Origin of the sequence: Mesorhizobium sp. WSM4307, from assembly GCF_007003945.1 — a bacterium.
Taxonomy (GTDB): Bacteria; Pseudomonadota; Alphaproteobacteria; order Rhizobiales; family Rhizobiaceae; genus Mesorhizobium.
On record NZ_VFTB01000011.1, the window covers coordinates 67,522 to 87,973 of the forward strand.

The 20,452-nt window shown below is 62.6% G+C and carries 20 protein-coding genes; 9 read left to right on the plus strand and 11 right to left on the minus strand.

Annotated elements, in window-relative coordinates:
• Positions 1 to 26 precede the first annotated feature (26 nt).
• On the plus strand, positions 27 to 833 hold the full coding sequence (locus tag FJV83_RS25885) for a DUF72 domain-containing protein (RefSeq protein WP_095775378.1): 807 nt from the start codon (positions 27 to 29) through the stop codon (positions 831 to 833).
• A gap of 183 nt (positions 834 to 1,016) precedes the next feature.
• Positions 1,017 to 2,165: a GGDEF domain-containing protein gene (locus FJV83_RS25890; RefSeq protein ID WP_142876833.1), complete on the plus strand. Its 1,149-nt coding sequence runs from the start codon at positions 1,017 to 1,019 to the stop codon at positions 2,163 to 2,165.
• A 72-nt stretch (positions 2,166 to 2,237) separates the two neighbouring features.
• Here FJV83_RS25890 and FJV83_RS25895 read toward each other — a convergent pair whose 3' ends face one another.
• The 6 genes from FJV83_RS25895 to urtA all read right to left on the minus strand — a co-directional run bounded on the left by FJV83_RS25895 (position 2,238) and on the right by urtA (position 8,433).
• Positions 2,238 to 2,414, minus strand: a complete 177-nt coding sequence (locus FJV83_RS25895) for a hypothetical protein (protein ID WP_019858306.1) — start codon at positions 2,412 to 2,414, stop codon at positions 2,238 to 2,240.
• 268 nt (positions 2,415 to 2,682) lie between these two features.
• A complete protein-coding gene (gene urtE, locus FJV83_RS25900; RefSeq protein ID WP_013895283.1) occupies positions 2,683 to 3,378 on the minus strand; it encodes an urea ABC transporter ATP-binding subunit UrtE in 696 nt (231 codons plus the stop codon).
• A 69-nt stretch (positions 3,379 to 3,447) separates the two neighbouring features.
• Positions 3,448 to 4,194 carry an urea ABC transporter ATP-binding protein UrtD gene (gene urtD, locus FJV83_RS25905; protein ID WP_095789697.1) on the minus strand — a complete coding sequence of 249 codons (747 nt, stop codon included), beginning with the start codon at positions 4,192 to 4,194 and terminating at the stop codon, positions 3,448 to 3,450.
• A gap of 5 nt (positions 4,195 to 4,199) precedes the next feature.
• Entirely contained in the window at positions 4,200 to 5,435 is a 1,236-nt protein-coding gene (gene urtC, locus FJV83_RS25910; protein WP_095775375.1) for an urea ABC transporter permease subunit UrtC, read from the minus strand.
• On the minus strand, positions 5,432 to 7,045 hold the full coding sequence (gene urtB, locus FJV83_RS25915) for an urea ABC transporter permease subunit UrtB (protein ID WP_095789695.1): 1,614 nt from the start codon (positions 7,043 to 7,045) through the stop codon (positions 5,432 to 5,434). The genes urtC and urtB overlap by 4 nt, the downstream gene beginning before the upstream one ends.
• Before the next feature lie 107 nt (positions 7,046 to 7,152).
• Positions 7,153 to 8,433, minus strand: coding sequence for an urea ABC transporter substrate-binding protein (gene urtA / locus FJV83_RS25920; protein ID WP_245318325.1), 1,281 nt, complete (start codon positions 8,431 to 8,433; stop codon positions 7,153 to 7,155).
• Between the two features lie 342 nt (positions 8,434 to 8,775).
• On the opposite strand from urtA, the gene FJV83_RS25925 reads away from it, so the two are divergent.
• Complete coding sequence (locus tag FJV83_RS25925; protein ID WP_142886238.1) at positions 8,776 to 9,183, plus strand: hypothetical protein; 408 nt, start codon at positions 8,776 to 8,778, stop codon at positions 9,181 to 9,183.
• 39 nt (positions 9,184 to 9,222) lie between these two features.
• Positions 9,223 to 9,411: a hypothetical protein gene (locus FJV83_RS25930; RefSeq protein ID WP_095775371.1), complete on the plus strand. Its 189-nt coding sequence runs from the start codon at positions 9,223 to 9,225 to the stop codon at positions 9,409 to 9,411.
• Positions 9,412 to 9,533: 122 nt separating this feature from the next.
• Here FJV83_RS25930 and FJV83_RS25935 read toward each other — a convergent pair whose 3' ends face one another.
• Positions 9,534 to 10,247, minus strand: a complete 714-nt coding sequence (locus FJV83_RS25935; protein WP_142886239.1) for a DeoD-type purine-nucleoside phosphorylase — start codon at positions 10,245 to 10,247, stop codon at positions 9,534 to 9,536.
• 89 nt (positions 10,248 to 10,336) lie between these two features.
• Positions 10,337 to 12,913: a PAS domain-containing sensor histidine kinase gene (locus tag FJV83_RS25940; RefSeq protein ID WP_142886240.1), complete on the minus strand. Its 2,577-nt coding sequence runs from the start codon at positions 12,911 to 12,913 to the stop codon at positions 10,337 to 10,339.
• Positions 12,914 to 13,241: 328 nt separating this feature from the next.
• Here FJV83_RS25940 and FJV83_RS25945 point away from each other — a divergent pair, with 328 nt between their 5' ends.
• Positions 13,242 to 13,985: a flagellar biosynthetic protein FliO gene (locus FJV83_RS25945; protein WP_095789693.1), complete on the plus strand. Its 744-nt coding sequence runs from the start codon at positions 13,242 to 13,244 to the stop codon at positions 13,983 to 13,985.
• Positions 13,986 to 14,136: 151 nt separating this feature from the next.
• Here the strand turns inward: FJV83_RS25945 and dksA are convergent, their stop codons facing one another.
• Positions 14,137 to 14,553, minus strand: coding sequence for an RNA polymerase-binding protein DksA (gene dksA / locus FJV83_RS25950; RefSeq protein ID WP_010909647.1), 417 nt, complete (start codon positions 14,551 to 14,553; stop codon positions 14,137 to 14,139).
• 246 nt (positions 14,554 to 14,799) lie between these two features.
• Here dksA and FJV83_RS25955 point away from each other — a divergent pair, with 246 nt between their 5' ends.
• The 4 genes from FJV83_RS25955 to FJV83_RS25970 all read left to right on the plus strand — a co-directional run bounded on the left by FJV83_RS25955 (position 14,800) and on the right by FJV83_RS25970 (position 18,676).
• Entirely contained in the window at positions 14,800 to 15,303 is a 504-nt protein-coding gene (locus FJV83_RS25955; protein ID WP_095789692.1) for a histidine phosphatase family protein, read from the plus strand.
• A 140-nt stretch (positions 15,304 to 15,443) separates the two neighbouring features.
• Positions 15,444 to 16,919 (plus strand): YcjX family protein, encoded by a 1,476-nt coding sequence (locus tag FJV83_RS25960; RefSeq protein WP_095775367.1) that lies wholly within the window; start codon positions 15,444 to 15,446, stop codon positions 16,917 to 16,919.
• Positions 16,916 to 18,001 (plus strand): YcjF family protein, encoded by a 1,086-nt coding sequence (locus FJV83_RS25965; RefSeq protein WP_142876840.1) that lies wholly within the window; start codon positions 16,916 to 16,918, stop codon positions 17,999 to 18,001. Before FJV83_RS25960 ends, FJV83_RS25965 begins: the two co-directional genes overlap by 4 nt.
• Before the next feature lie 123 nt (positions 18,002 to 18,124).
• Positions 18,125 to 18,676, plus strand: coding sequence for a hypothetical protein (locus FJV83_RS25970; protein WP_095775365.1), 552 nt, complete (start codon positions 18,125 to 18,127; stop codon positions 18,674 to 18,676).
• Positions 18,677 to 18,770: 94 nt separating this feature from the next.
• On the opposite strand, the gene FJV83_RS25975 is transcribed toward FJV83_RS25970, so the two are convergent.
• Both FJV83_RS25975 and FJV83_RS25980 read right to left on the minus strand, forming a co-directional pair.
• Positions 18,771 to 19,037 (minus strand): hypothetical protein, encoded by a 267-nt coding sequence (locus FJV83_RS25975; protein WP_019858327.1) that lies wholly within the window; start codon positions 19,035 to 19,037, stop codon positions 18,771 to 18,773.
• A 180-nt stretch (positions 19,038 to 19,217) separates the two neighbouring features.
• A complete protein-coding gene (locus FJV83_RS25980) occupies positions 19,218 to 20,426 on the minus strand; it encodes an MFS transporter (protein ID WP_095775364.1) in 1,209 nt (402 codons plus the stop codon).
• Positions 20,427 to 20,452 lie beyond the last annotated feature (26 nt).

Sequence of the window (20,452 nt, forward strand, 5' to 3'; positions counted from 1 at the left end):
CAGACACCGCACTCGGGAGGACGATAATGAGCAAATCGGGAACAATCCGCTCCGGCATGGGCGGCTGGACCTTCGAGCCCTGGGATACGTCCTTCTATCCGGACAAATTGTCGAAGGCCAAGCAACTGCACTACGCCAGCCGGCAGGTGCCGAGCATCGAGGTCAACGGCACCTACTATTCCAGCTTCAAGGAGCCGACCTTCGTCAAATGGGCAAGCGAGGCGCCGGACGGTTTCGTCTATTCGCTGAAGGGCAACCGCTTCGTCACCAACCGCCGCGTGCTGGGCGAGGCCGGTGAATCGATGATGCGCTTCCTCGGCTCCGGCGTTGCCGCGCTCGGCGACAAGCTCGGCCCGATCCTGTGGCAGTTCGCGCCGACGAAAAAGTTCGATCCGGACGATTTCGAAGCTTTTTTGAAACTGCTGCCGGAGAAACAGGACGGTGTCGCGCTGCGCCATGCGCTGGAAGTCCGCAACGACAGTTTCATCGTGCCGGAATTCGCGGCACTTGCCCGCAAATACAAGGCGGCGATCGTCTATGCCGACCATGCCAAATATCCTGATATCGCCGACGTCACCGGCGACTTCGTCTACGCACGACTGCAGACCGGATCGGACGACAATCCCGATTGCTACACGCCGAAGGGGCTCGACGAGTGGGCGGCGCGGGCAAAGACATGGGCTGAAGGCAAGCAGCCGGCCGATTTGCGACGCGCCGATCCCGCCACCGACGCGCCTGTTCAGCCGCGCGACGTGTTCGTCTACTTCATCACCGAGGGCAAAGTGCGCGCACCGTTCGGGGCGATGGCGCTGATGAAGCGCATAGCCGGCTGACAAGCATTCGTTGTTGTTCGGCTACATGCTGTAAGTGCATCATCTATGCGTTTTGCGCGTAGCAAAGCGCCTATTCCCGGGCATCTTCGCCACGATCGTAACCTTATCGACACTTCCTTGCTGCATGTATGCGGCGACGCCAAGCTGCAGAGCTGGAGCCGCCGCCGGCAGGGAAAGAGGGGCATGTCGCTCGACTACACTTCACTTCTGCTGGCTGTCGGTTTCTCCGCTGCTTGCCTGAGCCTGACATTGTTCGGCATGTGGCTGACCGCCCGCACGGAACGGTTCCTGCTGACATGGGCGATCAGCCTGGTATTCGTGGTCGGCGATATCTTTGTCTATGACGCCTATATCGACATGCCCGGGCGCTTGCTCGGCATCGCCACCCTTGCCCTGTTGCTGCTCGGTTTCTCAACCATGCTGGGTGCGGCCTACCAGTTCAGAACCGGCGGCTCGCCGCTGCCGCGAGCATTGTTGGGCTGTGTTTCACTGGCAGTGACGCTGCCCCCCATGGCTCTGGGCTATGATGGCCTTGGCTTCATGTTCGAGAACCTGTTCGCCGCCTTGCTCCTGTTCGCGACGGCATTCGAATACTGGCGCGGCCGCGACGAAGCCCCTGCCCTGACGGTCGGCATCACCACGCTCTACTCGGCCACCGCCGTTTCCTTCATGCTGTGCGCGGCGGTCCTGGCATGGGACGGCAAGCTGGTTCTCGGCCATGCACCAAGCAACTGGGCCGAGGAACTGAGCCTCATTGTCGTCATCGCCAGTATGACGGGCATTGGCGCCCTGTCCCTTGCGCTCAATCAGGGGCGCCTGGCGAGACACCACCGCCGCAACGCGCTCACCGATCCCTTGACCGGCCTGCTCAACCGGCGCGCACTGTTCGACATGCATGGCCATCTCCCGGTCGGTGCCTTTACCGCCGTGGTCGTCTTCGATCTCGACAATTTCAAAGCCATCAACGACGAGTTCGGCCACGCGGCCGGCGACGAGGTGCTGAAGGTATTTGCGAGCGAACTCGCCGGCAATCTTCGCCAGACCGACGTTGCCGCGCGCATGGGCGGCGAGGAATTCGCGCTGGTGTTGAAGCGCACCTTGCCGGAAACGGTCGAGGGCGCGGCGGAGCGCATCCGAACCGCCTTCGCGACACGCCAGATAGAGACCGAAACCGGCTCCCTGAGATGCACGGTCAGTGCCGGTTTTGCATTCGGCAGCAAAGAGGGGCTCAGCTTCGACAAGGTGCTCAGCGCCGCCGACAAGGCGCTTTACGACGCCAAGCGCGGCGGCCGCAACCGCGTCACCGCCTCTGCGTTCCGGCGCGCGAGCTGACCGCGCTTATCAATGCCGAGCTGTGACTATTGGATGGGCGAAGGCGACTCTATTGGATGGGCGAAAGCGGCTCTATGCCGCCATCACGATTTCATTGAAAGTATCGAGGTCGACGTAGAACACCTTGGTGATCTCCTCGATCAGGTCGTCATATTCGCAGCCCTGTGACCTCAAAATGTTGATGGCCGCGATGATATCGACCCGTTCGGTAAGCCGCCGCTTCTGGTAGTCCTCGACGAAACGTTCCATGGCTGTCCCTTAGCCTGTGTGCCCAAACGCGTTTGAACGACAAAGATCGCAGGAGAGAAGCTAGGAAGCCTTGCTTGCGTGGAACTTGCCGGCCTTCGCCGCGCCCTCGATCTGCGATAACCAGACTGATACGGAAGCGGCCGACTCACAAAGCCAACAAAAAGACTAGCATGCCGCCTCTGGCGCGCCAGAGACGAGGATCGCTGGATGAAAGAAATATTCGACTTGCCAAGGACTTTGGATCGTCAGCTGAAGTCCAGCACCGATTCTAGACGGTAAGAAACTTTCGCACATCAGCCCGGTCTAAATCTTCCGCCGGTCCAGTATGGACGATCTGGCCCCGGTCCATGATATTGACCTCGTCGGCAAGCTCGCGGCAGAAGTCGAGATATTGTTCGACCAGCAGCACCGCGATACCGGCCTGGTCGCGCAAATAGCGGATGGCGCGGCCGATGTCCTTGATGATCGATGGCTGGATGCCCTCGGTGGGCTCATCCAGCACCAGCAGCTTCGGCCGCATCACCAGCGCCCTGCCGATGGCGAGTTGCTGTTGCTGACCGCCCGAAAGATCACCGCCACGGCGGCCGAGCATCTGCTTCAGCACTGGAAACAGCTCGAAGACATGCGCCGGCACATTGCGGTCGGCACGCTTCAACGGCGCAAAACCCGATTCCAGGTTTTCGCGCACCGTGAGCAGGGGAAAGATCTCCCTGCCCTGCGGCACGAATGCGATGCCCGACCGGGCGCGGTCATACGCCGCGCTCCGGTCGAGCGCCTTCCCCTCGAAGGCAACGCTTCCGCTCGTCAGCCGGTGGTGGCCGACGATCGATCTCATCAAACTGGTCTTGCCGACGCCGTTGCGGCCGAGCACGCAAGTGATCTTGCCGGCGCCCGCCTTCAGCGAAACGCCCCGCAGCGCCTGGGCGGCGCCGTAATGCAGCGTGGCGTTGGAAACTTCGAGCATGTCAGCGCCTTCTCCAGAACCGGAGAAACGACAGATCGAAGCGATGAAACTGCACCCGCCAGACCATGGTCATCTCCCCAGATAGACTTCGACGACGCGCTCGTCGGCCGAGACGAAATCGAGTGTGCCTTCCGACAGCACCGAGCCCTCGTGCAGGCAGGTGACCTTGACGCCGAGTTCGCGCACGAAATGCATGTCGTGCTCGACGACGATGACGGAATGGTCGCGCGCAATGTCCCTGAGCAGCCGCGCCGTCTCCTCGGTTTCGGCATCGGTCATGCCCGCGACCGGCTCGTCGACCAAAAGCAGCTTCGGGTCCTGCGCCAGCAGCATGCCGATCTCCAGCCACTGTTTCTGGCCGTGGCTGAGATTGGCGGCCAGTTCGTGGCGCTTGTCGCCCAGCCGGATGATGCCGAGAATGTCGTCGATCTGCCGCGCCTCGGCCGCAGAGCGGCGGTGGAACAGCGCCGGGAAGATCGAACGCGGCCCCTTCAGCGCCAGCATCAGATTGTCCTCGATCGTGTGGCTTTCGAAGACTGTCGGTTTCTGGAACTTGCGGCCTATGCCCATCATGGCGATCTCGGCCTCGTCATGCCTGGTGAGATCCACCTGGCCGTCGAAGAACACTTCGCCCTCGTCGGGCCGCGTCTTGCCGGTGACGATGTCCATCATCGTCGTCTTGCCCGCGCCGTTGGGGCCGATGATGGCGCGCATCTCGCCCTTGTCGAGCACCAGCGACAAATTGTTGATGGCGCGAAAACCGTCGAAGGAGACCGAGACGCCGTCGAGATAGAGGATGGTGTTCGACTTGCTCATGGTCGCTACTCCGCCGCCTGCGGTTCAGGGTCGGACAAGGACCATTCGCCCGGATTCCTCGCCGGCGAGCGAGCGGGCTTCGAGGTCGCGGACGGCATTGCAACCTTGGTGGCGGCCTCTTCAGCGGCGGAGGCCGCGCGCAACGCCTTCGCATTGCCGCCCCAGCTGTCCCACATGCCGATGATGCCCTTTGGCAAGAGCAAGGTGACGGCAACGAACAGGCCGCCCAGCGCAAACAGCCACAATTCCGGCAGCACGCCGGTGAACCAGGATTTGCCGGCATTGACCAGCAGCGCTCCGATGATCGGCCCGACAATGGTGCCACGTCCGCCGACGGCGGCCCAGATCACCACCTCGATCGAATTGGACGGTTCGAACTCGCCGGGATTGATGATTCCGACTTGCGGAACATAGAGCGCGCCGGCAATGCCGGCCATGACCGCCGAGACGGTGAAGGCGAACAGTTTCACATTCTCCGCCCGCCAGCCGAGGAAGCGCGTGCGGCTTTCGGCATCGCGCACCGCCATCAGGAGCTTGCCGTATTTGGAGCCGACGATCGCCCAGGTGATGAACACGGCGAGCGCCAGCATCACCGCGCTGGCGGCGAACAGCGCCGAACGCGTTGCGTCGGCTTGCACGTTGAAACCAAGAATGTCCTTGAAATCAGTCAGGCCGTTATTGCCGCCGAAACCCATATCGTTGCGGAAAAAGGCGAGCAGCAGCGCATAGGTCATCGCCTGGGTGATGATGGAGAGATAGACGCCGGTGACGCGGCTGCGGAAGGCGAACCAGCCGAAGACGAAGGCGAGCAGGCCGGGCACCGCCAGCACCATGATCGCCGCAAACCAGAAATGATCGAAGCCATGCCAGAACCACGGCAATTCCTTGTAGTTCAGGAACACCATGAAATCAGGCAGGATCGGGTTGCCATAGACGCCGCGCGAACCGATCTGGCGCATCAGATACATGCCCATCGCATAGCCGCCGAGCGCGAAGAAGGCGCCGTGGCCGAGCGAAAGGATGCCGCAATAGCCCCAGACCAGGTCGAGCGCGAGCGCCAGCAGCGCATAGCAGAGATATTTGCCGGTCAGCGCCACGATATAGGCCGGGACGTAGAAGGCGCTGGTTGGCGACACCGCAAGGTTGAGCAGCGGCACGATAATGGCCGCGGCCAGCAGGATGAAGATGGTGATGGCGATGCGGCGGTCGGCGCCGGCGGCGAAGAAGCGTCCCGTGATCATGCTTCCACCGCCCTGCCCTTGAGGGCGAACAGGCCGCGCGGGCGCTTCTGGATGAACAGGATGATCAGCACCAGCACGACGATCTTGCCGAGCACGGCGCCGGCATAAGGCTCGAGGAACTTGTTGACGATGCCCAGCGAAAAGGCGCCGACCAGCGTGCCCCAGAGATTGCCGACGCCGCCGAAGACGACGACCATGAAGCTGTCGATGATGTAGCCGCGGCCGAGATTGGGCGAGACATTGTCGATCTGGCTAAGCGCGACGCCGGCAATGCCGGCGATGCCGGATCCGAGCGCGAAGGTCAGCGCGTCGACCCATGGCGTCCTGATGCCCATCGAGGCCGCCATGCGCCGGTTGGCGGTGACGGCGCGCATCTGCAGTCCCCAGGGCGTGCGCTTCATCACATAGAGCAGGACGCCGAAGACGGTGAGCGCGAAGACCAGGATCCACAGCCGGTTCCAGGTGATGGCCAGCTGGCCGATATCGAACGAACCCGACATCCAGGAGGGGTTGCCGACCTCCTGGTTGGTCGGCCCGAAGATCGAGCGCACCGCCTGCTGCAGGATCAGCGACACGCCCCAGGTCGCCAGCAGCGTCTCCAGCGGCCGTCCGTAGAGGAAGCGGATGACGCCGCGTTCGATGGCAAGACCAACGAGCGCGGCGACCAGGAAGGCAAGCGGCAGCGCAATGACCAGCGACCAGTCGAACAGGCCGGGAAAGGATGTGCGGATCACTTGCTGGACAACGAAGGTCGTGTAGGCGCCGAGCATGACCATCTCGCCATGCGCCATGTTGATGACGCCCATGACGCCGAAGGTGATGGCGAGCCCGATCGCCGCGAGCAGCAGCACCGACCCTAGCGAAATGCCGTACCAGATGTTCTGCCCGGCATCCCAGATGGCGAGCGTTGAATTAATGCTTGCGATTGCGGCCGTCGCCGCTTCCTTAACCGCTCCGGAGGCGTTGGCCTCGACGGAGGTGAGTAGCGAAACCGCATTACGGTCGCCACGCGCACCGATCAGCGCGATTGCGGCGAGCTTGTCTGCATCAGGCTTGTCTGAAACCAGTATGGAAGCGCCACGCGCCTGCTCTAGCAAAGCCTTGACGCTCGCCACGCTTTCACTGGCGATCGCTGCGTCGAGCGGTTCGATATTGGCGGCGTCCGGTGTCTTGAACATGGTGTCGGCCGCGGCGATGCGAACGGTCGGATCCTTGGAACCAAGCGTCAACGTGCCCAATGCATCACGGATGGCGCGGCGCAAGGTGTTGTTGACAGTGATCTTGGTTATGTCGTCCTCGGAGGCCTCGCCAGCTGCCTCGCCGCTCAGCGGGTCAAAAAGCTGGACGCCTTCATCGCCTTCCTTGCCGACAAAAACCATCGAGTCGGCGGTGCGAATGTAAAGATTGCCGTCAGCCAATGCAGCAAGCGGCCGTTCGACAGCGGAATCCCCTGTGGCTGTCAATTCTTGGACGACAGCTCCCGTCTCAGAAAAGTCCGTTACCGTAGCGAACTTGGCGATGATGCCACGCAGGTCGGCTTCCGCGGCGCCCGAAGACGACAGCGTCGTCAGCAGGAACAGCAGTGTCAGGCCCGCGCGGATCAAGGTCATCGGCTTATGTTAACCCCTTGAAGGTTTGAATTGGACGTCCGGACGGCGGAGGAAACCGTCCGGACGCTGCGGTCTGGTCATGGACCCAACAGTCCAGACCTGGGAGGTCAGTTCGTTCCCTTGCCGCCGCACTTGCCGGTAGCAACGTTAAAGTTGCCGCAGGACAGAGGCTTGCGCCAATCGGAGATCAGGTCCTTGGAATCCGGCAGGTAATCGGACCATTCATCGCCCATCACCAGACCCGGTGTCTTCGAAACCGTTTCGAACTGGCCATTGGCCTGGATTTCGCCGATCAGCACCGGCTTGGTGATGTGGTGGTTTGGCATCATCGTCGAATAGCCGCCGGTCAGGTTCGGCACCGAAACGCCGATCATGGCATCGATGACCTTGTCCGGATCGGTGGTGCCGGCCTTTTCAACCGCCTTCACCCACATATTGAAGCCGATATAATGGGCTTCCATCGGGTCGTTGGTGGTGCGCTTGTTGTTCTTGATGAACTTGTGCCAATCGGAGATGAACTTCTTGTTCTCGGGCGTGTTGACGCTCTCGAAATAGTTCCAGGCGGCGAGATGGCCGACCAGCGGCTTGGTGTCGAGACCGGCAAGCTCTTCCTCACCGACGGAGAAGGCCATGACCGGAATGTCCTCGGCCTTGATGCCCTGGTTGCCGAGTTCCTTGTAGAATGGCACGTTGGCGTCACCATTGACGGTCGAAACGACGGCGGTCTTCTTGCCGGCAGAACCGAACTTCTTGATCGCAGAAACTTCGGTCTGCCAGTCGGAGAAGCCGAACGGTGTATAGTTGGTCATGATGTCTTCGGCAGCGACGCCCTTGGACTTCAGATAGGCCTCGAGGATCTTGTTGGTGGTACGCGGATAAACGTAGTCGGTGCCTTCCAGCACCCAACGCTTCACCGAACCGCCGTCCTTGCTCATCAGATAGTCGACGGCCGGAATGGCCTGCTGGTTCGGAGCCGCACCCGTGTAGAACACGTTGCGCTCGCTTTCCTCGCCCTCATACTGGACGGGATAGAACAGGATGTTGTCGAGCTCGGAGAACACCGGCAGCACCGACTTGCGCGACACCGAGGTCCAGCAGCCGAACACCGCCGCGACCTTGTCCTTCGAAATCAGCTCGCGCGCCTTTTCTGCGAACAGCGGCCAGTTGGAAGCCGGATCGACGACGACGGCTTCAAGCTTCTTGCCGAGCAGGCCGCCCTTGGCGTTCTGCTCATCGATGAGCATCAGCATGGCGTCCTTCAGCGTCGTCTCCGAAATCGCCATGGTCCCCGACAGCGAATGGAGAATGCCGACCTTGATCGTATCGTCGGCCGCCCTGGCGGGAGCCGACATCAACAGGCCGGCGGCAACGACGCTCGCCGAAAACATTTTTGTTATTGTCGAGAAATTACCCCTCATACGGAAGTCTCCCACGCTGGTTGATTGCACCGCAACAATACAATGCAACCCCCATGCCAACCGCTGCCGGGATGCTGAAAAACGGCAAATAACCAGGCATTATCAAGCGTTTATTATATTAGTTTGAACAAATCAAAGAGAGCCGGTTAAAAATTGGTTGAGAGAAATTTGCGCAGCGCATTTAGCATCTGCCTAATTTTTGCCCAATTTCACCAAATGCCTAGATTTTGGCCTCAGCTTGCGAGACGGGGGCGACAAAGTTGCAGCACAGTGCAAAAATAGGGCAAGCTCGCTGCTCAACCGAGCGACGTCATGGCATCCCTGATTTCACGCATTTTTATCGGCATAGCGCTTCTGGCGGCAGCGACCGGCGCCGCGCGGGCCGACTTCAGCGACGGCAAGATGCCTGACGGCACCTATCACTGCGAAGTCTACCTGCTCGGCATGTTCCTCGACCTCGGCGACATCACGGTCAAGGGGAACGTCTATACAGGCCCGGTAACCTTCGGAACCGCCCAGCAGGCTTACAATTATCAGATGAATGCAAACGGCGAGATCTCCTGGCTGGGACCGCTCGGCGGCTACACCACGGGCGGCAACTCGCTGTCGATGACCCAGGCAACGCTGGATGGCCAGAACCCGCCCTCCTTCGACATCATCATGAAGCAACCCGACGGCGCCTTCACCGCCTCGACCTGCACCCGGCGGAGCAATCCGTAGGCCTGCCCTGGAACGGCGCCGCCGTACGGCCGGCAAGCCGTGTCCGCCTTCTCGTGTCATCTCACGCCGGATGGCACGACCTTGTTCCTGTCGGTCCAGCACCCCGCGGAAGACGCCGAGACGCTCGACAAGGCGCAAACATTGTGGCCCGATTTCAGGGACGGCCAGCCGCCGAGGCCGTCAGTGGTCGCCATCCGCCGCATGGACGGCCTGCCGGTCGGCGCCTGACCTATATCCGACAAAAATGCGGAGCGCCTGGCGCGCTCCGCACAGCGGTCCGGGAGGACGGCAATCACCGGCGACGGTCACGCCGAACTGCTTGAAGGCGTTCTGCTTTCACCGGAAGCGCTTTAGCGCGCCGCTGCGGCAACCTCGAGCGCCAGCCGGCTCATATCGGTGAAAAGCGCCTGGCGCTCGGAATAGTCGGCCTGTTCGCCGGTAACCAGATTGTCGACGACGGTCAGCAGCGATAACGCCCTCGCGCCGAAATGCGCCGCGATGCGGTAGAGCGCGCTGGTTTCCATGTCCACGGCCAGCGCTCCGAGCGCCCTTGCCTCGGCATATCGGGTGTGCGTTTCAGGATGATAGAATATGTCGGTGCAGACTGTCAGGCCGGCATGGTGGTCGATGCCGAGTTCGGCTGCCTTGGCCAATGCGCGGGCGAGCAACGCCGGATCCGGGCCGGCGTCAGCCTCATAAAGGCCAAAGACCTGGCCGCTTTGCTTGTTTTCCGGCCGTGCCGATTGCGAGATCACCAGGCTGCGCAGCTTTACCTCGGCGCTCAGGCCGCCGCAGGTCCCGGTGCGGATCAATGTTCGGGCGCCATAATAGTCGAGCAATTCATGGGTATAGATCAGGAACGACGAAACCCCGATACCCGTTGCCTGGATGCTGATGGGCCGGCCGCGATAAAGGCCGGAAAAGCCGAAAGCACCCCGCCTGCGATTGACGCAGCGTGGCGCCTCGAGAAATGTCTGCGCCATCCATTCGGCGCGCTGCGGGTCGCCCGGCAACAGCACCGTTTCGGCGTAATCGCCCTTGCCTGCCTCTATGTGTGGCGTCAATCGCCGCTCCCCCAAGCCCGCCTGGCCCTCGCGCGCAATCATGGCGCTGTCGGGGCGTTGTGCAAGGCAGACCATTGGAGAAAACTAAATTAGGACTCCAGCATATCTTTGACGATCGTCGCCAGTTGCTTGAGCGAGAACGGCTTCGGCAGGAAGCCGAAATGCGCGTCGGCCGGCAGGTTCCTGGCGAATGCGTCCTCGGCATAACCGGACACGAACACGAACTTGATATCCGGCTGGCGCTTGCGCAACTCGCCAAGCAGGGTCGGCCCGTCCATTTCCGGCATGACGACATCCGAAACGACGATGTCGACCTTGCCGCCCAGGGCTTCGAAGACTTCCAGCGCCTCGACGCCGGAGGATGCCTCATGCACCGTATAGCCACGCGAGGTCAGCGCCCGCATGCCGCCCATGCGCACGGCATCCTCGTCCTCGACCAGCAGCACCGTGGCTGACCCCGACAGGTCCTTGGTGCTGTCGACCGGCTTGACCAGCGCGGCACTCGGGGTTTCCCCGGGTTCGGCCGCCTTTTTCGCTTCCGCGATATGACGCGGCAGGAAGATGCGAAAGGTCGATCCCTTGCCGACCTCGGAATCGCAGAAAATGAAGCCGCCGGTCTGCTTGATGATGCCGTAGACCATGGACAGGCCAAGGCCCGTGCCCTTGCCGACCTCCTTGGTGGTGAAGAACGGCTCGAAGATCTTCTTCAGCACATCCGGCGCGATGCCGCTGCCGGTGTCTTCGACCTCGACCACGACATAGTCGGCCGCGGCCAGTTCGCGATAGGAGAAGGTCTTGCACTCCTCGGCGGTGACGTTGCGGGTGCGCACGGTGAGATCGCCGCCGGCGGGCATAGCGTCGCGCGCATTGACCGCCAGATTGACCACCACCTGCTCGAACTGACCGATATCGACCCTGACCGGCCACAGGTCCCGGCCGTGGTCGATCTTCAGCTTGATGTCGTTGCCGACCAGGCGGGCAAGCAGCATCCTGAGATCGGCGAGCACGTCGGTGAGGTTCAGCACCTCCGGCCGCAGCGTCTGCTTGCGCGAGAAGGCCAGCAACTGCCTGACCAGTGAAGCCGCCCGATTGGCGTTCTGCTTGATGTTCATGATGTCGGGGAAGGACGGGTCCGACGGCCGGTGATTGGTCAAAAGCAGGTCCGACGCCATGATGATGGCGGTCAGCACATTGTTGAAGTCGTGGGCGATGCCGCCCGCGAGTTGCCCGACCGCCTGCATCTTCTGGCTTTGCGCCATCTGCCCTTCGAGCGCCTTCTGCTCGGTCGTCTCGACGGCGTAGACGATGGCCGATTCCTCTGCGCCCTCGCCGCCGGTGCCGTCGGCGACGGCATTGACGTAGAAACGGATGTGCCGCTCCTCGTTGCCGGGCAGCACGGTGTCGATCGGCTCGATGTCGGCCTGCCGCTGCCGGGCCTTCTCGAATGCGGCGGCAAAGGCCGGACGCTCTCGCTCGTGGATCACCGTATCGAGCCGCACACGGCGATCCACGGCGTCCCGGTCGACAACCGAGGAAAACAGCGACAGGAAGGGGGCGTTGGTGCGCAGGATGCGCCCGCTGGCATCGACACCCGCGATCGCCATCGGCGTCGAGTTGAAGAAGCGGGTGAAGCGCACTTCCGAGGCGCGCAGATCGGCCGAGGCATCCTCGCCTTGCGTGCGGTTGAGCACGATCGTGCGTGTCGGACCCCCGAGACCTTCGCGGCTGGCCGAAACGCGATGCATGAAGCGCACCGGCAGCGCCTCTCCCGTCATCGTCGTCAAATCGAGATCGATGACCGCGTTGCGCGTCGTGCCGGGGTCGGCCTTGACCGAGCGCACCAAAGCCATGCCGTCGCCGGCAACGATATCCGGCAAGGTCACCGCGCCGGGTGTGAAGCTGGCAAGATCGATGCCCAGCCACTCCGCGAGCGTGGCGTTGATGTAGGTGACGCGGCCGTCCTGATCGGCGGAAAAGAAGCCGGCCGGGGCGTGGTCCAGGTGATCGATGGCCTTCTGCAGATCGAGGAAGAAACGCTCCTGTTCGGCCCGCTCCTGCGAAATGTCGGCGAGTTGCCAGGCCAGCATCGGCAAGCGCTGGCCCGGAACGTTGAAGGTACGGGCGCGCGCCCGGTACCAGCGGGCGCCCGGTTCGGCGCCGGGCCGGATCGACTGCGCCAGCCGAAACTCGCCGTCGCCCGGCTGCCCGTCACGCAGGCCGGAGGCCAGCCGGTAAATCGTCACCGAGGCCTCGGGAACATCCGAAAGCAGCCCTTCGACCGTCTTGAGGTCGGCGGCCGAGGAAGCTCCGGTCATGTCGGCATAGGCACGGTTGGCGTAGACGACGCGGCCCTTGGTGTCCGTCACGAGCAGGCCCTGCGCCATCGAATCGACGAAAGCCTTGGACAGTTCATCGCCGGTCGAGCGCGGCGTGACCTGCACGAAGCCGATCGCGGTCGCAAACAGGAAGCCGACGCCGATCATCGCCAGCACGCCAAGCATGCCGAGCAGGAAGGGGTCCCCAAGGCGCTCGCGGAACAGGCCGAAGACGATCGCGGCCCCCGTCAGAACGACGATGAAGATGATGAGCCGGGTGACCGCGCCCGGTCGCGTGTTCTGGTCGACGATCGGTACCGGATAGAAATCGCCGCGCGCTTCCTTGGCCATATGCCCCCTGCTCGTGAAGTCCGACGTTCCGACACCCGCCCCTGATGCATGTCGCCCAAAAGTGACTCCAGTTTTGGGAAAACGACATGCAAGAATACAAGGACCTGAAGCGCGTCGCATCAATCCGCTTCAGCGCGACGCGCTTTAGCCGGTTGAATCATATTCTCCTAGTCCGGAAAAGGCCCGGGCGGCAAATGTCAGATAAAAATGATGCCGGCCGGCCTTCCCAGTGTTTCAAGCTGTTCACGATGCGTGAAAGGCAACTTGCGGTGGCCAGCCGCAACGGTCTAGTGTCGCGTCACTTTCCAAAACCGATCAGGGGAAACCAATGCAGTGGCTGGATAGCGTGGCGGGCCCTGGTTATGCGGCGGCACTCCTGTGGACCTTCGCGGCGCTGATCCTGCTGGTCATCGTGCTCGTCATCGTCAGGCTCGTTCGCAACCTGACCTTCGGCACGTTCGTCGCCGGTGGCCGGAACCGCAAGACGCGGCTGGCCGTCATGGACGCCACCGCCGTCGACAGCCATCGCCGGCTGGTGCTGGTGCGCCGCGACGATATCGAACATCTGCTGCTGATCGGCGGCCCGACCGACGTCGTCGTCGAACGCGACATACGCCTTGCCGCACCGCGCCGTCCAGCGCTGACCGGAGATGGTGGTCTGCAACCTGTCCCGGCCACCGCGGCCCCGGCGGCAAAACCGCGGCCGCCTCAGCCGGCTCCCGCACCGGCACGACCGGCGCCGCAGCCGGCGACCGCGGCGCCGCCGCCTGCCCGCCAGCGCCCGGCAGCGCCACCACCAGCCCCAACCCCCGCACCGAAACCGGCGCAACCCCATCAATCGACCAACGTCACGCCGCTGCCTGCCTATGGCTCAGCCAACGCCAATGCCGTCAGGCACGCGCCATCGCCACCGCAGAGCAGTATCGACGACGAGCTGATGAAGGACCTGGAGGTTTCGCTCGACCAGCCGCGCTCCGGTGGTCCTGTTGGCAAACCGGTGGCCAAGGCGCCGCAATCGCTCGACGATGAAATGACCAGGCTTCTAGGCGAACTTTCAAGCCAGAAGAAATGATTGGCGCCTGAAGCGCCCCGCCGGCCGGGGTTTGCTTTCGCTTGCTGCAACGGATTTGTGATACAACCAACAAAAATGGCCGGAAAGCCCGGCCATTTTTGACAATGACTTCACTTGTAACTGCCTTGAGATGCAGTCCAGAAGCAATGCGTCAGTCGTCGCGATAGACTTTTTCGCGGCGCTCATGCCGTTCCTGCGCTTCGATCGACAAGGTGGCTATCGGACGGGCGTCGAGCCGTTTCAGCGCGATCGGCTCGCCGGTCTCCTCGCAGTAGCCGTAAGTGCCTTCGTCGATGCGCTGCAGCGCCGAATCGATCTTCGCGATGAGTTTGCGCTGACGGTCGCGAGCCCGGAGCTCGATGGCGCGGTCTGTCTCGGAAGAGGCGCGGTCGGCGAGGTCGGGGTGGTTGGCGTTTTCCTGCTGCAGGATTTCGAGAGTTTCGCGCGCTTCGCGCAATATGTCATTTTTCCAGGTGACGAGCTTCAGGCGGAAGTAGGATTTCTGCCGCTCGTTCATGAACGGCTCGTCTTCGGAGGGTACGTAATCGGCGGTAACGATGTCGTTCATTCGACTCACCCAAACTGCCCCAAATTTGGCGCTTATATATTCGCCGCCCGACGCCTGCACAAGCGCAATCAGTCACCGACTCACGCAATTGTTAAAGTGCCCCCGCGGCACCCATTGGGGCGAGATGTCGCTGATTCGATGGAGAAAGTGCCGCATGATTCTTTGCGAGGAAGAACAAGGGGCCATTGTGCGCGGCGCCCTTCTCGTGGCTAATCGTGCCGCGGCTTCGGCATCATCGGAGGTTGGGTGAGCAGGCTCTATCTGTTGCGGCACGCCAAGGCTGGCTGGGCGCTGCCCGGCATGCGCGATTTCGATCGACCGCTTGATGCATCCGGCCGCGCCGATGCCGAGACGATGGGCGCTGCCATGCGCTCCCGTGGCTATGTCCCCGATTTGACATTGTGCTCCAACGCCCGGCGCGCCAAGGAAACGCTCGAAGGGCTGGCCGGCCAGACCGACACCGGCAAGGTGCTGTTTTTCGACACGCTCTACAGCGAAGACGCGGCCGGCTATCTCCGCCTCATCCGGGAACATGGCGGGCCGGGGTCACTGCTGGTCATCGGTCACAATCCGATGACGGAGGATCTTGCCATGGCAGTGTCAGGCGATGGCGACGAGACGGCGCGTGCCATGCTCAACCATGGGTTCCCGACCTCGGGCCTGGCGGTCGTGCGTTTCCTCGACGATCTGACCAAAGCGGCCCAAGAAACGGGTTATCTCGAGGCGTTCCTGACACCGGCCGATCTCTAACTCTCTGTTTTGGCGCGATTTCGGACGGGAAAACCGCTCCGCACTTTCCTGGAATTGCTTCGGCATCGATTTCCGGCGCCATTTCAAAGCCGGGTTCCAACGCCTATATCGGACGGACCGCAGCGCCGAGAGATCACATTTTGGCATCATCGCTGACCACCTTCACCGACGAGGCAAGAATTGCCCTCGATACGCTGTCGGGACGCGCCACCGGGCTTTTTTCCCCCTCGCTGCGGCTGGGTGTGACGGGCCTTTCGCGCGCCGGCAAAACGGTGTTCATCTCCGCGCTGGTCCACAATCTGATCCACGGCGGACGCCTGCCGCTGTTCGAGGCACAGAAATCCGGGCGTATCGCCCGCGCCTTCCTGGAAGAGCAGCCCGACGACGCCGTGCCGCGCTTCCAGTACGAGGATCATATCGCTGCATTGGTCAACGACCGTGCTTGGCCCGATTCCACGCGCGCTATTTCGGAACTGCGGCTGACCATCGAATACGAATCGGCCTCCGGCTGGAGCCGTATGTTCTCATCCGGCAAACTGTCGGTCGACATCGTCGATTATCCCGGCGAATGGCTGCTCGACCTGCCGCTGCTCGGCAAGTCCTTCGCCGATTTTTCACGCGAGGCCGTGGAGATGGCCACTTTGCCGGTGCGCGAGGACCTTTCGCGGGCCTGGCGGGCAATCTCGGCGGAAATCGACCCGAATGCCGACGCCGACGAGATGACCGCCCGCCGCCTCGCCGAAAGCTTCGCCGCCTATCTCAAGGCCTGCAAGCTCGACGAGCGCGCGCTTTCGACCCTGCCGCCCGGCCGTTTCCTGATGCCTGGCGACCTCGAAGGTTCGCCCGCGCTGACCTTCGCACCGCTGGCCGGCCTCGACAGGCGCCAGCGCCCGGGATCGCTGCACGCCATGATGGAGAGGCGCTACGAGGCCTACAAGACGCATGTCGTCAAACCCTTCTTCCGCGAACACATCACCCGCCTCGATCGCCAGATCGTCCTGATCGACGCCATGCAGGCGTTGAACGCCGGCCCCGGCGCCATGGCCGACCTCGAGCGTGCGGTGACCGAGATCCTCGGCTGCTTTCGTCCCGGCCGGGGCAGCTTCCTCACCGACCTCTTTTCGCGGCGCATCGATCGCATCCTGGTCGCCGCGACCAAGGCCGATCACCTGCACCACGAAAGCCATGACCGGTTGCAGGCGATCGTGCGGCGGCTGGCCGACCGCGCCGTGGCGCGAGCGAACTTCACCGGCGCCGACGTCGACGTGGTCGCCATGGCGGCGGTGCGCGCGACCCGCGAAGGCACGGTCAAGCAAGGCCGTGAGGCGTTGCCTGTCATCATCGGCACGCCGATCGCCGGCGAGAAGATCAACGGTGAAACGTTCGATGGAAAGACCGAAACTGCCATATTTCCCGGTGACTTACCGGAGAAGATTGATGCGATGTTCGACGTCTCAGGACCCGACCACAGGCAAGATTCCACGGACCCGGCAATCCGCTTTGTCCGATTCCGCCCGCCAAAACTCGAACGCACGGCCGAAGGTGTCACGTTGTCTCTGCCGCATATCCGGCTCGACCGTGCCTTGCAGTTCCTGATCGGAGACCATCTGGCATGACCGCGCCCCGCAAACCGGCGGCCTTCCGCATCGAGCCGGAGGCCGCGCCGACACAAGAGGCGTCAAAGACGCGGCAGGCCGAGCCCCCGCGCAAACCCCGCGGGCTGAAGACCGATGTCGCGCTGGTCATACCGGCGGAAGTCGACGTCTTCGACGAACCCGACATCGTTGCCGCCGAACCGCCACCGGCGGTCGCCCCCAGGAAACGCTCGTTGTTCGGCGGCATCCTCTTCGGCGCGATCGGCGTGCTGGTTTCGCTGGCTGTCGGCCTGTGGACCGACCAGCTGATTCGCGATCTCTTCGCCCGCGCCGAATGGCTGGGTTGGCTGGCCGCCGGCATGGCAGCGATCGCCATATTGGCGCTTGTGGTGATCATGATTCGCGAATTCCTGGCGATCGCCCGCCTTGCCGAAGTCGAGAAACTGCAAAAACGCGCGCTCGACGCCATCGCGCGCGACGACCCCAAGGCGGCACGATCGGTGGTCGACGAGCTTTCGGCTTTCGTCGCGGCCAAGCCCGAGACCGCGGCCGGCCGGCGCGCCCTGGCCGAACTGCGCGGCGAAATCATCGACGGCGGCAATCTGGTGCGTCTGGCTGAAGCGGAAATCCTCGGCCCCCTCGATGCCAGGGCCAAGGTGATGATTCTCGAAGCCGCCAAACGCGTCTCGCTGGTGACGGCGGTCAGCCCGCGCGCGCTCGTCGATGTCGCCTATGTCGTGTTCGAGGCCGGACGCCTCATTCGCCGTCTCTCGGAACTCTATGGCGGACGCCCGGGAACGCTGGGGTTCTTCCGCCTGGCGCGCAGCGTGCTGGCACATCTGGCGGTCACCGGCTCGATCGCCGTCGGCGACAGTTTCGTCCAGCAGATCGTCGGCCATGGCCTGGCGGCACGGCTTTCGGCCAAGCTTGGCGAGGGCGTCGTCAACGGCATGATGACTGCGCGCATCGGCATCGCGGCGATGGAAACCGCGCGTCCCCTGCCCTTCAGCGCCGCGAAGCGCCCGGGACTGGGCGATTTCCTCTCGGCATTGACATCGTTTGCCGCGAAGAAGGACACCGAAACCACGGGCTCCGGCAAATAGCGTCCTGTTCTTCCTAACGATGAGCGGATTGCCGTTTCGAGGCCCCGCAGTGACGAAGCATTAACCAATCTTCTTCATGGTCGAACCGGTTCCAAACAGCCTCTTTGTTGCCGGGTGTCGTCGATGAAAAGCGTAATTCTGTCCAGCGTCCTGCCCCTGGCCGTTGCGATCACAGCAGTCGTCGGTCTCGCCTCGCAGGCTTCCGCCGCAGAGCCCGACAAGCAGTTCTTCCAGTCGGCCGAAGGCAAATGGGTCGGCCCGGGCGAAATCGTCGCCGGCAAGTACAAGGGCACGAAATTCAACTGCAGCTTCACCGGCTCCACGCCGGACGGCAAGATGGGCATGACTCTGGATGGCGGCTGCCGGGTCGGTATGTTCACCCAGCAGATGTCGGCCAAGATCGAACGCAAGGGCCGCGATTACAAGGGTTCCTTCATGGGGGGCGCTGACGGTGCGGGCCTGGACATCATCGGCGGCAACGTCGTCGATGCCCGCAAGGTGGTCTTCACCATCAACCGCAACCAGTTGCGCGGCGTCATGCAAGCCCGTATTCCCGACGACAATTCGATGACCGTGACGGTTGCCGTGCGGGTCCAGGATCAGCTGGTGCCGGTCATTGGTATGAGCCTGAAGCGCGTCGATGCCGTCGAAGTCGGCTCCATCGCCCCGAACTGAGCGCATTATCGCGCCCTACCCCCAAACACATCCCCAAAAGCAAAGAGGCGGCGGCCCATCGCCACCGCCCCCTTTTGAACCAGTCGAAAGGCGCTTAGCCCTTGATGGCGGCCGTCACCTCGTCATACGCCTTGCAGGCGTCGGCGAGTGTCGTGGTGCCCTGGTACTTGGTTGTCACCGCCTGGACCTTGGCGGTCAGGTCAGCCGCCTTGGACGGATCCTTGGTGATCGCTTCCTGCAGTGCGGCGGCCATATCCTGTGCCTTCTTGGTCGCGATCTCGGCCGTGCATTCCGGCGCCTTCGAACAGGCCGAACCCGCAAGCACCGCCAGGCCGACGGCAACAAGCAAAAACTTCTTCATGTCAGTCATCTCCTCAAAAGGGCGCGACTTGATCGTCGCTCACCCTCCAATGGCCGAAGCCGAGCGTCCTTAGCCTTCGATTGTGGCAACAAGCAACGCGCGCATTGCGTAAACTTGTGTAACGCGTCTGCAATATTATCCGGGCCGGATTCGGGCTGCCCGCGTCAGCGGCGGCAAAGTTCAGCTGCGCGGCTGTAACATCGCCAATACGGCTGTCGATGCTGCAAGGATGGCAGTCACGGTCAAAGGCGCTGTAGGGCCATAGGTGTCGACGACATAGCCGCCGACAACCGCGCCGATGGTGATGGCGACCTGAAAAGAGGCGACCATCAGGCTGCCCGCCGCTTCCAGCGCGTCCGGCGCTGCGCGAGACAGATTTGTCGGCAACACCACCGGCGCCATGCCGAAGGCGAAGCCCCACAGCGTCGCGAAGCCAAAGGCAACGCCAATGTGCACGCCCCAAAGCACCAATGACAGCGCCGCAAACGCCATCAATGCGGCGGTGACCACGAGAGCCACGTGGATATTGGCGTCGGCCATGCGGCCACCGGCAATATTGCCGATCACCGCGGCGATGCCAAATCCGAGCAACGCCAGGGCAATTGGCCCGGTTGCAAGGTGCGTCACATGTTCGAGAAAGGGACGCACATAGACCGATCCGGCAAAATGTCCCGTCATCAGCAAAAGGATGGCAAGCATACCAAGTTGAACGCCACGTCTCCGTGTCAGACGAAGGACGTCTGCAAGACTATTGCTTGCCGTTGCAGGCAAGGACGGCAGGCTAAGCAACTGCAGCAGCATGGCAAGCAAGGCCAACCCCGCTGTCATGGCCATGGCGCTGCGCCAACCCAGCCAGTCGCTGATCAACGCGCCCATCGACGGTGCGGCAATGGTTGCGAGCGAGACGCCGAGGGTGACGATAGCCATGCCCCGCCCAGTCGCATTGGCGCCAACCAGCCTCGCCACCACGGCGACCGAAAGTGCCCAGAAAGCGCTGAGTGCGATCCCCAGTCCGGCCCGACCCAGCAACAATAACCAGAAATCGGTCGCCAGCGCCGCAAGAATGTTGGAACCGACCGCCAAGGCGCTGAGACCAACCAGCACTGCCTTGCGGTTCAATCGGCCGATGAGAACATTGCTCAACATGGCCGTCACGGCGCCGACAGAAGCTGTGGCGGTGACGACCTGTCCGGCTGTTCCTTCACTGATACCGAGATCGCGCGCCAGGGGCGTCAGCAGACCTGCCGGCAGAAATTCGGCTGACACCAGAGCAAAGCTGGTGGCGGCCAATGAAATGACCGCGAACCAGGTGGTTGCGCCCCACCTGGCCGGCGCAGCCGCATCAACGTCTATCGCCGCGTCTTCAAGCTGTAATGTTGTGTCTGTCACGGACGTATCTCCAAAGTTTGGAGATC

Excerpts from the sequence above, each read along its gene's own strand:
- FJV83_RS25925 (WP_142886238.1), top strand. The coding sequence starts at position 8,776 with ATGGCATCCCTGATTTCACGCATTTTTATCGGCATAGCGCTTCTGGCG.
- urtA (WP_245318325.1), bottom strand. The coding sequence starts at position 8,433 with ATGTTTTCGGCGAGCGTCGTTGCCGCCGGCCTGTTGATGTCGGCTCCC.
- FJV83_RS25940 (WP_142886240.1), bottom strand. The coding sequence starts at position 12,913 with ATGGCCAAGGAAGCGCGCGGCGATTTCTATCCGGTACCGATCGTCGAC.
- FJV83_RS25885 (WP_095775378.1), top strand. The coding sequence starts at position 27 with ATGAGCAAATCGGGAACAATCCGCTCCGGCATGGGCGGCTGGACCTTC.
- FJV83_RS25965 (WP_142876840.1), top strand. The coding sequence starts at position 16,916 with ATGACCGCGCCCCGCAAACCGGCGGCCTTCCGCATCGAGCCGGAGGCC.
- urtC (WP_095775375.1), bottom strand. The coding sequence starts at position 5,435 with ATGATCACGGGACGCTTCTTCGCCGCCGGCGCCGACCGCCGCATCGCC.
- FJV83_RS25945 (WP_095789693.1), top strand. The coding sequence starts at position 13,242 with ATGCAGTGGCTGGATAGCGTGGCGGGCCCTGGTTATGCGGCGGCACTC.
- urtD (WP_095789697.1), bottom strand. The coding sequence starts at position 4,194 with ATGAGCAAGTCGAACACCATCCTCTATCTCGACGGCGTCTCGGTCTCC.
- dksA (WP_010909647.1), bottom strand. The coding sequence starts at position 14,553 with ATGAACGACATCGTTACCGCCGATTACGTACCCTCCGAAGACGAGCCG.
- urtE (WP_013895283.1), bottom strand. The coding sequence starts at position 3,378 with ATGCTCGAAGTTTCCAACGCCACGCTGCATTACGGCGCCGCCCAGGCG.
- FJV83_RS25890 (WP_142876833.1), top strand. The coding sequence starts at position 1,017 with ATGTCGCTCGACTACACTTCACTTCTGCTGGCTGTCGGTTTCTCCGCT.
- urtB (WP_095789695.1), bottom strand. The coding sequence starts at position 7,045 with ATGACCTTGATCCGCGCGGGCCTGACACTGCTGTTCCTGCTGACGACG.
- FJV83_RS25975 (WP_019858327.1), bottom strand. The coding sequence starts at position 19,037 with ATGAAGAAGTTTTTGCTTGTTGCCGTCGGCCTGGCGGTGCTTGCGGGT.
- FJV83_RS25895 (WP_019858306.1), bottom strand. The coding sequence starts at position 2,414 with ATGGAACGTTTCGTCGAGGACTACCAGAAGCGGCGGCTTACCGAACGG.
- FJV83_RS25970 (WP_095775365.1), top strand. The coding sequence starts at position 18,125 with ATGAAAAGCGTAATTCTGTCCAGCGTCCTGCCCCTGGCCGTTGCGATC.